Source organism: Flavobacterium sp. W21_SRS_FM6 (genome assembly GCF_052119645.1).
In the GTDB taxonomy this organism is placed as follows: domain Bacteria; phylum Pseudomonadota; class Gammaproteobacteria; order Enterobacterales; family Alteromonadaceae; genus Paraglaciecola.
Genome location: NZ_JBGQOM010000005.1, coordinates 90,456 through 102,675 on the forward strand (window position 1 = coordinate 90,456; position 12,220 = coordinate 102,675).

11 protein-coding genes are annotated in these 12,220 nt (G+C 43.9%); 7 read left to right on the top strand and 4 right to left on the bottom strand.

The features are described 5' to 3' along the window. Positions 1-520 precede the first annotated feature (520 nt). From ACEN2L_RS10105 to ACEN2L_RS10115, 3 genes are read left to right on the top strand one after another with little or no spacing between them, the layout of a single operon-like run. Complete coding sequence (locus ACEN2L_RS10105) at positions 521-2,653, top strand: TonB-dependent receptor plug domain-containing protein (RefSeq protein WP_441743503.1); 2,133 nt, start codon at positions 521-523, stop codon at positions 2,651-2,653. Positions 2,654-2,690: 37 nt separating this feature from the next. Further along, positions 2,691-3,767, top strand: coding sequence for a sensor histidine kinase (locus tag ACEN2L_RS10110; protein ID WP_441743504.1), 1,077 nt, complete (start codon positions 2,691-2,693; stop codon positions 3,765-3,767). Beyond that, positions 3,760-4,281, top strand: coding sequence for a response regulator transcription factor (locus ACEN2L_RS10115; RefSeq protein WP_306020231.1), 522 nt, complete (start codon positions 3,760-3,762; stop codon positions 4,279-4,281). The genes ACEN2L_RS10110 and ACEN2L_RS10115 overlap by 8 nt, the downstream gene beginning before the upstream one ends. Before the next feature lie 2 nt (positions 4,282-4,283). Here the strand turns inward: ACEN2L_RS10115 and ACEN2L_RS10120 are convergent, their stop codons facing one another. Both ACEN2L_RS10120 and ACEN2L_RS10125 read right to left on the bottom strand, forming a co-directional pair. Beyond that, on the bottom strand, positions 4,284-5,225 hold the full coding sequence (locus tag ACEN2L_RS10120; RefSeq protein ID WP_441743505.1) for a PDR/VanB family oxidoreductase: 942 nt from the start codon (positions 5,223-5,225) through the stop codon (positions 4,284-4,286). A gap of 19 nt (positions 5,226-5,244) precedes the next feature. Continuing rightward, a complete protein-coding gene (locus tag ACEN2L_RS10125; RefSeq protein ID WP_441743506.1) occupies positions 5,245-6,303 on the bottom strand; it encodes a Rieske 2Fe-2S domain-containing protein in 1,059 nt (352 codons plus the stop codon). A gap of 239 nt (positions 6,304-6,542) precedes the next feature. Between ACEN2L_RS10125 and ACEN2L_RS10130 the strand changes: the two genes are divergently transcribed. The 4 genes from ACEN2L_RS10130 to ACEN2L_RS10145 all read left to right on the top strand — a co-directional run bounded on the left by ACEN2L_RS10130 (position 6,543) and on the right by ACEN2L_RS10145 (position 10,452). After that, positions 6,543-7,262 (top strand): GntR family transcriptional regulator, encoded by a 720-nt coding sequence (locus tag ACEN2L_RS10130; protein WP_441743507.1) that lies wholly within the window; start codon positions 6,543-6,545, stop codon positions 7,260-7,262. 548 nt (positions 7,263-7,810) lie between these two features. Continuing rightward, positions 7,811-8,164 carry a DUF1428 domain-containing protein gene (locus ACEN2L_RS10135; RefSeq protein ID WP_441743508.1) on the top strand — a complete coding sequence of 118 codons (354 nt, stop codon included), beginning with the start codon at positions 7,811-7,813 and terminating at the stop codon, positions 8,162-8,164. Positions 8,165-8,462: 298 nt separating this feature from the next. Next, positions 8,463-10,214, top strand: a complete 1,752-nt coding sequence (locus tag ACEN2L_RS10140) for a dipeptidase (protein ID WP_441743509.1) — start codon at positions 8,463-8,465, stop codon at positions 10,212-10,214. A gap of 85 nt (positions 10,215-10,299) precedes the next feature. Further along, a complete protein-coding gene (locus ACEN2L_RS10145) occupies positions 10,300-10,452 on the top strand; it encodes a hypothetical protein (protein ID WP_441743510.1) in 153 nt (50 codons plus the stop codon). 117 nt (positions 10,453-10,569) lie between these two features. Here ACEN2L_RS10145 and ACEN2L_RS10150 read toward each other — a convergent pair whose 3' ends face one another. Both ACEN2L_RS10150 and ACEN2L_RS10155 read right to left on the bottom strand, forming a co-directional pair. Beyond that, complete coding sequence (locus ACEN2L_RS10150) at positions 10,570-11,181, bottom strand: MlaC/ttg2D family ABC transporter substrate-binding protein (RefSeq protein ID WP_441743511.1); 612 nt, start codon at positions 11,179-11,181, stop codon at positions 10,570-10,572. A 145-nt stretch (positions 11,182-11,326) separates the two neighbouring features. Next, positions 11,327-12,082 (bottom strand): MlaA family lipoprotein, encoded by a 756-nt coding sequence (locus ACEN2L_RS10155; protein WP_441743512.1) that lies wholly within the window; start codon positions 12,080-12,082, stop codon positions 11,327-11,329. Positions 12,083-12,220: the final 138 nt, after the last annotated feature.

The following is a 12,220-nucleotide window of genomic DNA, read 5'->3' on the forward strand; positions in this document are numbered from 1 at the left end:
CTCACATGCCGGCCTAAACAGATCCATCCCAAGGCGTAAGGGTAAAGCCCGCACGGCGCAGCGCTAGCCAACACTCAGGCTAGCTAACCTGCTGCCAATGGCTTGAATTTACTGTAAAGCATAAGGATGGTCGACCGCACTTAAGGGAATAGCCTTCAAGCACGGTAGCCTTACCCACTGGGTTACACATATTGACAGGGCCATCACACTATTTTGGACTGAAATAGGCGAGTTAAGTCCTGATTATGTGAGAAAAATTAGCATGTCAACACTGCGCATTGTTATCCCCTGTTAGTGTAAAGTGCAATCCTGATACTCAGGTTTTGCTGCTCCATACCGCGCTATTTACTTTTTTATATGCTGAATTCATAAGACTAATACGCTGGGGGGACTGACGGCCCGATAAGATATCAATGGCCAGATGGCTGTCTCTTATTAGGTGCGACAATTTGCCGCATTTCAAGCACTTAAGTGCCTTTGTATACTGCCACCTAATACATTGCAGTTATCAAGGTAATTAATGAAATTTACTGGTTTTGCGCATTTTAATCCCTCTAATTCGCCCGTTTTGTCACCCATTGCCCTTGCTCTTATGGTTTTTTACTGCTCATCCGTGTTCGCTGACGATGAAACGGATATCATTGAAGTCCACGGCAATCATCTCAACACTAACCATTACTTAGGTAGTGTTGACGCGCTATTAAAAGAGCAGGGTGTGGATTTTTCTGCCGCTGGTGGTATGTCGAGTTTACCGATTTTAAATGGGATGATGGGAGATAGGGTTAAGGTTGTAGTCGATGGTGCGGATATTACCGCTGCGTGCGCAAATCATATGAACCCCCCACTGTCGTATATTTCAGCGAACCAGGTGCACGCTCTGGAAGTGGTAGCAGGAATTTCTCCGGTCAGCGCGGGGGGCGATAATATTGCAGGTGTGATCCACGTTAATTCAATCAATCCGCAGTATAATGATGAAGAAAAACTTGCTTGGCGTTCAGCTTATGTGTCAGCTCAGTACCGCAGCAACAATCAAGGAAAATCGATAGGTGTGGGCACAAGCTTCGCTAATACTTGGCTAAGCCTTGAATATCAGGGGGCTTTTGATGATGCCAACAGTTATCAAGATGGTCAGGGGCAGCAGGTACTAGATACGCTTTATCGTGCGCAAAATCACAGCTTAAGCGCAGCAGTGCGCGACGATACGCAGCAGCTTGCCATAAAATTAATGCACCAGTCTATTCCGTTTCAAGGGTTTCCTAACCAATATATGGACATGACCGATAATAATAGTGTTGGCTTAACTGCGCAGTATCAGCGCCAATTAGCACAAGGTGAATTTGAGGCGCAGCTTAATTGGCACCACGTTAAACATGAAATGGGATTTTTCAGTGCAGAAAAAACCGGCATGATGCCTATGAACACGGATGCAAAAGACCTGAGCTATCAACTCCAATGGGGTGTTGATCTTAATGCCAAGCAACGATTGATATTAGGCCATGCCTTCTATGACTATCAGATTGATGATTGGTGGCCCGCAGTTGAAGGTTCAATGATGATGGGGCCTAACGATTATATCAATATTAACGCTGGTCAACGTCGACGTATTACCGCTTTTGCTGAGTTTGAACAACAGTTGCAGGCAAACTGGCGGCTATCTTCAGGCATTCGCCTTGAACACGTTAGCACCAATACGGGGGACGTAGCAGCTTATAGCGACGGCATGAGCATGGGAGGAATGGGCAGCATGATGGATGTTAATGCACGCGCTGCAATGGCCTTTAACGCCCTTGACCGAAAACAAAGTGATACCCTAGTGGATATCAGTATATTATCCCGCTATTCAATATCCCCACATGAATCTTTTGAGTTTGGTCTCGCTCGTAAGAACCGTGCGCCAAATTTATACGAACGCTACAGTTGGGGGCGCAGCACCATGGCCACCACTATGATTGGCTGGTTTGGCGATGGAAATGGGTATGTTGGCAGAATCGATTTACAGCCTGAAACTGCGCACACGGCAAGTGTTCGTTTTGCTAAAAGCGCTCAAAACGATGAGTGGAAATTCAGTGCTAAGCTCTGGTATACCAACGTTTCAGACTATGTAGATGTTGAGCTTATTGGCAGTTTTAACAATGGCGCCAGCGAGCTGACGAAACGAAATATTCTGCAATTTAGTAATGTAGACGCTACCTTGTACGGTGCCCGATTTGAGGGAGCTTATCAGCTAGTCAATAACGCAAGCATGGGGCGAATTGGCCTAAATGCCACGCTTACCACCACTGATGGTGAAAGGGATGGGAGCAACGAGCCCTTATATCAAATCAAGCCCTTACAAACAGAACTCAGCTTGCAACAAGAACGGGGTGATTGGCAGCATGCTCTCGTGTGGCAATGGGTCGCAGAAAAGGATTCCGTAGATGAGAGCCGGCTTGAAAATCCCACGGACAGTTACCATTTGATCAATTTTACAAGTCAAATCGAAGTCGCTAGCGTGAGACTGACTTTTGCCATCACTAACGTGTTTGACGAGTATTACCATATGCCATTAGGCGGTGTTTCAGTCGCAGAATATAAACAAGACACCTCTCAAGGATTTCAACAACTGGTAGGTGAGGGGCGTTCATTTAATTTTGGCCTAAACTACCAATTTTAAGTATTCTGCACCCCACCTATGTTAGGGATAGATCCTTATGTTGTTATTGATTGTGTTGGCACTGCGCCGCCAGATACGTTTTGCACCTTGGCTGATGTTGGCACTATTATTATTCGAAATTTTGGCCATCAATGGGCTTATTGCGGTCAATGGGGCAGCGTCCAATCCCTTCAACGCCATTTTATTAGTGCCTTTGGTGCTGGGCTTTATGTTGTTGCCTTACACCCATGCTACTGTGGTGTTGTTGCTAAGTATCCTTGCCCAATTGACCCAATTAGCCTTGTTGTCTGAACATAGTCATCATGGGCAAATGCTTGGCCATTATTATGCGATGGTTGGTAGCTTTGTTCTCACCGCGGCATTGATGGCGGTGTTAGTCGCGTATTTTAGAGTGTTACTTTTTCGAAGCGAAAAAACAGTCAACACCCTACGCGAAAAACAATTGCGGGATGAGCAATTATTAGCCATTGGTACTGCCGCCGCTCAATTAAGTCATGATGTCGCCACGCCCGTGCAATCAATCCGCTTATTACTCGAGGAAGTACTAGAGCAACAACCTCAGTCTGACCTTATTCTTTGTCTCGAACAGCAATTTCAGCGCATCGAGCAGCATCTGCTGAATTGGCGTGAGGTTGCAGATGATGTACGAGAAAAACGTTTACATGCTTACTCAATACAGGAGTTGTGGTCATCTTTACAACAGTTGATGCACGTCGCTCGGCCGGAATCAGTTATTGATTGGCAGTTAGTAGATGACAACAGAACAGCACTTATCCATGCCGACCGCACTATCTTGCCAGCACTAACCAGCATCATCATCAATGCCTGTGAGGCAGCAAGTTTGGCGCAACACTCAGCGGTGCGCATCAGTGCCTCACAATCAAACAAAAGTTGGTCGATAAAAATTATCAATGAGGGTGAGGCCTTGTCAAAAGAAACACTTGCCGCTTTAGGCAGCCGGGTTACGCCCAGTACCAAGGGGCATGGTATTGGCGCGGTACTGAGTAATGCGACTCTTGAAAAATTTGCCGGTGAAGTGAACTGGCAGCAACAAGGAAAACACATCATTACGACAATTAATTTGCCCGTACAAGAGCCATCACCCGATGCTTAATCTCTTGGTAATTGATGACGATGTGACGTTTATTGAAGTGTTGCAGCGCCGCTTACAACGCACTGAGCAGTTTCAAGTAAGTGTGTATACATCATTAGAGCAAGCCCTAGCTGCACCAGCACAAGTTGTGCATGGCATACTTTTAGACATGATGTTACTTGAAGGTTCAGGCCTTGACGGCATTGCACCGCTTAAAGCTAAATTTGCGCCCAAACATCTGATTATGCTTACTGGCTATGCCAGTATTGCCACTACAGTAGAAGCCATGCGCAGAGGCGCCACCGACTATATTGCCAAACCCGTCGGATTGCAGGAATTGATTGAGCGTTTGCAAGAGACACCTTTAGCGCAGACGGGGGCTGAGCCAAAGCCCATGACCAAAGCGCAAGCTGAGTGGGAGCACATTCAACGGGTATTATTGGCAAACCAAGGAAATGTCACCCTTACTGCCGATGCCTTAGGTATGCATAGGCGCAGTTTACAGCGCAAGTTACAAAAGCACTCGCCTAAATAATATTACAAATCGAGCACTAAACGCTTTGATTTGGCCCGTGAGCAACAGGGCGTGATTTTATTCATTTTGCTATGCTCATCATGGGTCATAAATACATCTTTGTGCTCTGCTTCACCACTGAGTAAACCGGTAATACATGTTCCACATACACCTTGTTCACAGGCAACAGGAATGAAAAATCCCCTATCTTCCAATACTTCAAGCATCGACTCATTGGCGGGGACATTGAACACATCACCTGTACTGTTAATTTCGATTTCAAAGCTGCCGTCGGAACTATGGTCGATTGGCGCTGCACTGAAATACTCACGATGAATATTCGACCCTTGCCAGTTTTTACTGATAGCACATTCAATTACGGCATCATTAAATGCATTCGGCCCACAAACATACACATGCAGATCGTCTTGTGGCGCAGTAATCACTTGGGCGAGATTTACTCTACCGTTTTGGCTGAAGTGAAAATGACTAAATTTAGCTAAACCTGAATGTGTGATCCGTTGCAAATAAGCCGTTTGTTCGGGAGTTTTAGTACAGTAGTGCAAGGTAAAATCTGCGCCAGTTTGAAGCAAATGTTCCGCCATACTCAAAATGGGGGTAATACCCACGCCAGCAGCAATCAGTATGGTACGTCTTGCACTGGAGTCTAAAGGAAATAAATTTTTCGGTTCACTGATTTGCAGACTATCGCCAATAGTTAGATTTTCATGTATGTAAGCAGAGCCACCTCGGCCTTGTGGTTCGTTTAAAACGGCTATTTCGTAGCCATTACGTTTTGCCTCATTACACAATGAATATTGACGCACTAAACCATTAGGCAAATGTACGTCGATATGAGCGCCGGGTGTGGCTTTAGGCAATTCTTGGCCATTAGCTGCACAAAGCAATAAACGACAAATGCGGTCGCTGAGGACGGATTTTTCACTTACAGTAACGTGAATCATAAGGGACATTAACCTAAGGTTACTTTGCTAAAGCAGCAGAGTTTTGTTCTTGTTTAATCGCACGCTCAATCAAACGGCGAGCCATGACACCACCGGCGTCAATATCGAGTTTAAGCACTTGGCGGTCTGGGTAGAAAAGCAAATTCTGCTGTTGCTTTTCTAACACCTCTTGATCTTCCGCAAAAATTTTACCCTGACCATCACGAATTGAGTCGGTCAGGCTTTGGTCTTGAGGTTTAAAATTACGCGCCATGCCCCAAAAATACCAAATGGAAGTGTCAGACTCGGGAGTAATAAAATCAACCACTACACTACTGGCTTTGACTTCAGCCGGAGCGTTGTAGCCACCGTGACCAGCATGCGCTACGCCCACTTCAATCATGATATGGCTAGGTAAATCAAATCGACAAACTTGCCAGCGGTCAACTAAAACATCATCTGCTAAGTCGTTGGCCTTGAGTGCATTTTTCCAAAATGGCGGCGCAAAAACCCCATCCATAAAACGACTTGTCACCACTTGCTTGCCTTCCATTTTGGTCGCAACCGGGGATTCATCAATTTCTTTTTGCCCGATGCTACTGGCATGGACATAGGTTTCGTGAGTCAGATCCATGAGGTTGTCAACCATTAAGCGGTAATCACAGTTAATATGATAGAGCCCGCCGCCATAGGCCCAGTTCTCACTAATAGCCCATTCTAATTCTGGGATAAGCTTATCGTCTGCTAAGGCTTGGTCACCGGGCCATAACCACACAAATCCGTAACGCTCGACAGTGGCATACGCTTTAATGCAAGGGAAATTTTCTACTCGTTGATTCGGCATTGAGGCAACTTTGCCGCTATCTTCCATGCGTAAACCATGATAACCACATACTAACTGGCCATTCTCGACAAAACCTAAAGATAAAGCTGCCCCTCTGTGGGGGCAAAAATCTTCTAGCGCTTTGATTTCATTGTCTTGATTACGAAAAAATACCAGAGGAATATTACAAATTTTACGGGCAAAAGGCTGTGTTTCTATTTCGTCTGGAGTACACGCGACATACCACGTGTTGAGAGGGAAAGTTTGTTGAGTCATGGTTTTTACAAATAATTAACTTTGGATCCAATAATACGATTAAATAAGTAAAGATCAAGTTAAAATGCATAAATTGGATCCAGTAAATTGCAGGTGACGAATGCCAATCCTTGATTTACTGAGTTGTGAGCGCTAATTTAACCAGAGCGCTACTGCTGCTTTTTACAATTGGATCCAATACACTGCATACACGAGATTAGACAAAGAATTGTGTATTCATTAAATTAGGGGGCGAAAGTATGGTTCGCGATGGGCAATCGGTTGTTCGAATACTGCGTGACAAAATTATTTCAGGTGAGTTTAGTGCCGGTGAACGTTTAGCAGAAATACCTACCGCCGACCGATTAGGCATTTCACGTACACCAGTTCGGATTGCTTTTCGTGCGTTGGCACAAGAAGGTTTACTTGAAAAACTGCCTCGCCGAGGTTATCAAGTCAGAAATCTTAGTGCTGCGCAAATAGGCGACTCTATCGAGGTACGTGGCGTACTTGAAGGCTTAGCAGCAAGACAGGCCGCAGAAAAAAGCCTCGATCAACGCTGTCGGGAAGCAATGCAGACTTGCTTAGCTGCTGGCGACCTCCTGTTTGAAAATGGCGCATTAGTAGAAGACGATATTGAAAAATACCACAACATGAATATGCGTTTTCATGACTTAATCATTACCGCTAGTGGCAACGATGCGGTGAAAGCGGCGCTGGCCTTAAGCGAACATTTGCCCTTTGCTTCGGTGAGTGCGTTAGCGTTTAACCCTCAGCAATTAGGCAGAGAATATCGCCGTTTACACTATGCGCATATGCAACACCATGCGATTTACCATGCCTTGATTAATGGTCAAGGTGCACGAGCCGAAGCCTTGATGAAAGAACACGCCCATGCCACGTTGGCCTATTCAGATTTATTTGATAAAAACACGAGTAATACGGTATTGCAAAAAGCCGAGCGTACTGCCCTTGAATGAGTGTGATCGTTTTAAGCTCTGAGCATTGCCAATCATCATGAGCTGACCTTGTAGAAAATAATCCTGTTGTAAATTGACTCCCTTAGGATTGACCCTGAGAGCTTACCTTTTGCTGTTAAATTGCGAAATAGCGCGCGTTTATGTTGTCGAGACGAGGTAAGGGAGCCGTGATTTTGTCTTGTTGGATGGCCAGTCTATCTATATTGGACTTTCGTGTACCTTCTACTTAATGTGAATAGCACCAATTGCCGAACGCTTTCATCAAATTCAATCATCATTAAATACCCTATTTATTAAACTGATAATCGTGTTTGCGTGGGTAATCAGGCAATTAAAGAGCCTTGTTTTATTTGTCTTAGCTTCTAAGCTCTGTTGAAAAGATAAACAGCATCAAGTTTAGGCAGCTAATACGTTTAAAAAAAGCAAAACCTAACGATTGCAGTTTAATAAGCTGAAAAGGACTGAGTTATGCAGTAGGGTGTTTTATTGATGAAACGCGTTGCGTTAAAAATAGGCGATGGTTATTTAATAGATAGGAGAATACGTAAATGTCATATGTAGATGGTTTTGTCGCTGCGGTACCTGATGTAAACAAAGATACGTTTATTGAGCATGCAAAGATAATGGCCCGTGTTTTAAAAGACAATGGGGCTTTGCAAGTGGTTGATACGTGGGGAGACGAGATACCTGAGGGTGAAATTACCTCATTTCCATTCGCGGTGAAAAAAAAGGAGGGCGAAACCGTCGCATTTTCTTGGATAATCTGGCCATCTAAGGCCATCCGTGATGAAGGTTGGCAGGCTTCTATGCAAGACCCTCGAATGGATCCAGAAACCAATCCAATGCCTTTCGATGGTAAACGGTTAATCTACGGTGGTTTTACTATCGTTTCTGAAATTTAACCGACCGGTATAGCGTAATCCTGAATAACGTTATTGAGCATTTAGTGATAGAGCTTTTTGAAAAGCGCACTCTCACTGTGTGTGTCATTGCTATTGATATAGCCTAGGTTGAAGCGGCAAGAGGGAGTCTAGGAGCAAATATCACGGCTTATCAATACCGCTTGTAACAATATAGCCTTTTATTTACTCAACTTTTGCCGCTTTACGCTGTTTTTTCATCTGAAGTTTTGGATTGTCTGTATGTCACGATAAGATAGTCGGCTGTTTACTCTATCCAAACTAAAAGGATAACCTTACTTTGAATATTTTGTTAAAGGCTGGTTTGCTGATCATCACCGGATTGGTAAACGCTGTTTATGCCACTGCATCCCCAGCAAATTTAAACCCTGAGATGTCAACCCAGATTATCGCCAATACAAGGTTACAAACTAGCGATACATTTGATGACTTTTTATCTCAGGTATTGACATTACACAACATAAATCAGCATGAGAGCTTAGGTCTTGCAATAAATAAATATCGCGCAAAAGAGACGTTAAACGAAGGCCAATTACATCAGCTTCAGCGTTTATTGGGTTTGTATACGCGTATTAAACACGGTCAGGACGCAATTGAAACGTTGGCTCAATTGGTTGCCATTCCAACGTTTAGAGTTGAGGGGGTAGCGCAGCACGACAATCCGCAGTTTTATCTTATGGCGGATGCCATTGCCGCTATTGCCAAAAAGTTTAACTTGGCTTTTCGCAATATCGACAACCGCGTATTTGAAGTTTCGCTGAAGGGGAGTTCTGATGAAGTGGTTGGTATTCATGCTCATGCTGATGTTGTGCCTGTGACCCCTTCATTGTGGGTCCTTGAAGACGGTACTCAACTCGATCCTTTTAAGTTAACCTTAATCGGCGACCGCATGTATGGTCGGGGCGCAGAAGACGATAAAAATGGCATTGTTGTAACCATGTATGCCATGAAAGTGATCCAAGAAGAAAATATTCCTTTGTTGCGTCACTTTCACTTATTGATCGATACCACCGAAGAAACCTCTTCAGACGCGATACCTTATTATTTTGCCCGCAATCCTACCCCCAACTATAACTTAGCATTAGACGGCGGTTATCCAGTGGTTATTGCAGAAAAAGGCTCTGGTGGCGTGATGGCAACATTCCCAGTTAGAGCGGGACAAGCGAACAGTAAAGCCAGTGCTGAGATTGTGGCAATTACGGGGGGACTTGCCATGAATCAAATTCCTGGAGCCAGTGTTGCTCAAATCAATAGCGCTGATGCTGCTAGCTTAATGACGCAATTACACAAGCTTGCAAGTCAATTTATACAAGCCAATGGCGGTAATTTTACGATTACCGCATCTAAGGCTTCTTATGGTGTTGAGTTAACAGTAAAAGGTATCTCTGCCCATTCCTCTGAACCCGAATCCGGGGTTAATCCAGTTTCAAGAATGTTAGCGTTCATCGCATTTGCACAGCAGCAAACCCCTATGTTTAGCTCGAACCATATTACCGACGCAGCCAGTTACGTGGCAGCCAATTGGGGCATAAGTTATCTAGGGCAGAACCTGGGGATAGGTTTTGCTGATGACTTTATGGGCCCCTTAACCCATTCAGTAACTTTAATAAACCTCAATGAAACGAGTTTGCAAGTGGGCGTGAACTTACGCGTGCCAGTGGGCCGAGAAGTCGACGACATCAAGCAGGATATCCTTGCGAAGCTGGCATTGTGGAAACAAAAGTCGGGTATCAATGTTGAACTCAGTGCCGGCATCCGTGCACCCATGTACCGTAATCCCGAAGGGTATTGGGTCAATGCGTTGTTGGATGTGGCTACTGAGAATTTAGCGATGCCACGCGTTTTTGGTTCATCAAATGGCGGCACGTCAGTGCATAATTTGCCCAATGGCGTACAGTTTGGCTTGGCAATGCCGAATGAAAAATACACCGGCCATAATGCCAACGAATTTAAACGGGTTGAACAGTTTCTACTGGACTTACAAATTATTACTGAAATGATTGCCCGGGTGGGACAAATTCCTCAGCTTTAAAGGATATTGAAACAATTAAAAGCTCGTTGTTATACGAGCTTTTAAGTTTTTGCACTGATCAAGCATCAAGAACAGGTGGCAAGTCATGAGAAAATCAGCCGTTTTATGTCGCCAGCAAAAAGAAGAGAAAGCCCTAGCTATGTTAAGGTCGTCATCCCGATTTGCTCTGACACAAGACCATGCGGGTTTTAAGCGTGAGAAGGGCATCTCATCAGTTATTTCAGCGTTTGTGTTATAAGTCATTAGTCTTAAAACTAGAATTGTGTGCCCCATATGCTTCTATGCCCATAAACCTAAATATGCTTCTGAGGCTTAAGTTAAAAAGAGTGTTTTATTTTAATGACGGGCTCGGGCCTCAATCTTTTGTATTACGCATAGTTTTCATTACCGCTTCAATGCCTTCTTTTCTTAATATGGGTTCGAACTGACTTTGTAAACTAGACAACATACTGATGCCTTCTGCTACCACATCATACACACGCCATTGTTCGGTTTTTGTATCTTTTCTCACCACAAAAGCCAAGTTAATACTATTGCTACCCTGATTGATATTAAGGCGTACGGTGGTTTGTTTTTGATTGTTAAATTCTCGGGCTGGCTCAAATTCAACCGCTTGGTCTTGGTAATAATGAAGGGCATTGGCGAAAACAGAGGCAGAGTAGGTCTTAAAAACTTCAGTATATTGGTTAATTTTATCGAGAGGATACTGACGATAGTATTTGCCTAAAATTTTAAGCGCAGCAAAGCGATAGTCTAGATAAGGGATAAGTTCTTGCTCAACCACTTGATTGATAAGCAAGGGGTCTTGCTTAATTTGCTCGCGCTCACTTGTTAAACGTGAAAAAGTATTGCGGGCCACTTGTTCTACCATGGAGTAGGGGTTGCTTGAATCGACTTCAGCGGCCAAGCCCCATGCCGAATTAAATAGCAAAAAAATACTGATTAAGGTGATGATTATTCTATACATGTTGATTTCTCTTTTTTAAGTGAACATAGGTTCACTGCCTCTTGATAATATAAGCACTTTACCGCTTTATATTTACTGACAACTTACTGGTCCTGTGTTTAGCAAAATAGGCTTTTTTAGGTCAATTGAGTGTCTTTAGAGCGTGTTAAAGGTTGTTTAAATACGCGTCGATCTCTTCATCTTGCTGCTGTTCTTCTGCACTTTTTTCAATTTTTCCGTCCTTTACCTTAAACTCTAGATTTTGAAAGTAAGCATTTTTAACAAAGCTATAGGGATCGGCTGAGGCATGTAATTGTTGTTCTTGCTGAATCACTGATCCGCGGGCATCAAGGGCTTTTATGCTCATACGGAAAATAGAAAAGTAAATATTAAGAGCGTCTAAGGGGCCATAAAAATTATCAACATAATCACCCACGCCGCTTCTAACATCACTTGGGCCTAAAGCGGGTAGCATAAGGTATGGACCAGTTTCTAGACCCCAACTCCCCAATACTTCGCCAAACGCTTCCTCTTTACGTTCGAGTCCTATTTCGCTGGCCACATCGATCACACCTAATAAACCCACTGTGGAATTCAAGACAAAGCGGCCCAGACTACTGACACTATCAGCAACCTTGCCTTGTAATAAGTTGTTGATTGAATTGCTAGGCTCTTCTAGGTTTTCTGCCATATTCAACAGACCAGTTCGTGCTGCTTGCGGCATGTATTCGACATAGGCAACGGCACTCGGACGCAAAATGAAGGCGTCTAGCACCTCATAGTTGAAATCCCAAATTGAACGATTAACTGTTTCCAGTGGATCTGAGTATTGAATACTTTCCTGATCAATAGCCTTGTTGGAGGCACAGCCGGTTAACATCAGTAGGCTCAGGTGCATCATTAAAAAGAGACTTTTTTTCATTAGGTTACCTTTTGGGGTTTAGACTTAAGTGACCATTGGGGGCACGGTGGCAAAACGTTACACCAGCTAATCTTTCTTAAAACTTACTGGAAATAGGTTTTACGAGCCGGTTGTTTTGAGCACTTTTAGAAGCACCAT

Coding starts and splice junctions, on each gene's coding strand:
- ACEN2L_RS10105 (WP_441743503.1), top strand. CDS start 521: ATGAAATTTACTGGTTTTGCGCATTTTAATCCCTCTAATTCGCCCGTT.
- ACEN2L_RS10125 (WP_441743506.1), bottom strand. CDS start 6,303: ATGACTCAACAAACTTTCCCTCTCAACACGTGGTATGTCGCGTGTACT.
- ACEN2L_RS10110 (WP_441743504.1), top strand. CDS start 2,691: ATGTTGTTATTGATTGTGTTGGCACTGCGCCGCCAGATACGTTTTGCA.
- ACEN2L_RS10130 (WP_441743507.1), top strand. CDS start 6,543: ATGGTTCGCGATGGGCAATCGGTTGTTCGAATACTGCGTGACAAAATT.
- ACEN2L_RS10115 (WP_306020231.1), top strand. CDS start 3,760: ATGCTTAATCTCTTGGTAATTGATGACGATGTGACGTTTATTGAAGTG.
- ACEN2L_RS10145 (WP_441743510.1), top strand. CDS start 10,300: ATGAGAAAATCAGCCGTTTTATGTCGCCAGCAAAAAGAAGAGAAAGCC.
- ACEN2L_RS10150 (WP_441743511.1), bottom strand. CDS start 11,181: ATGTATAGAATAATCATCACCTTAATCAGTATTTTTTTGCTATTTAAT.
- ACEN2L_RS10135 (WP_441743508.1), top strand. CDS start 7,811: ATGTCATATGTAGATGGTTTTGTCGCTGCGGTACCTGATGTAAACAAA.
- ACEN2L_RS10120 (WP_441743505.1), bottom strand. CDS start 5,225: ATGATTCACGTTACTGTAAGTGAAAAATCCGTCCTCAGCGACCGCATT.
- ACEN2L_RS10155 (WP_441743512.1), bottom strand. CDS start 12,082: ATGAAAAAAAGTCTCTTTTTAATGATGCACCTGAGCCTACTGATGTTA.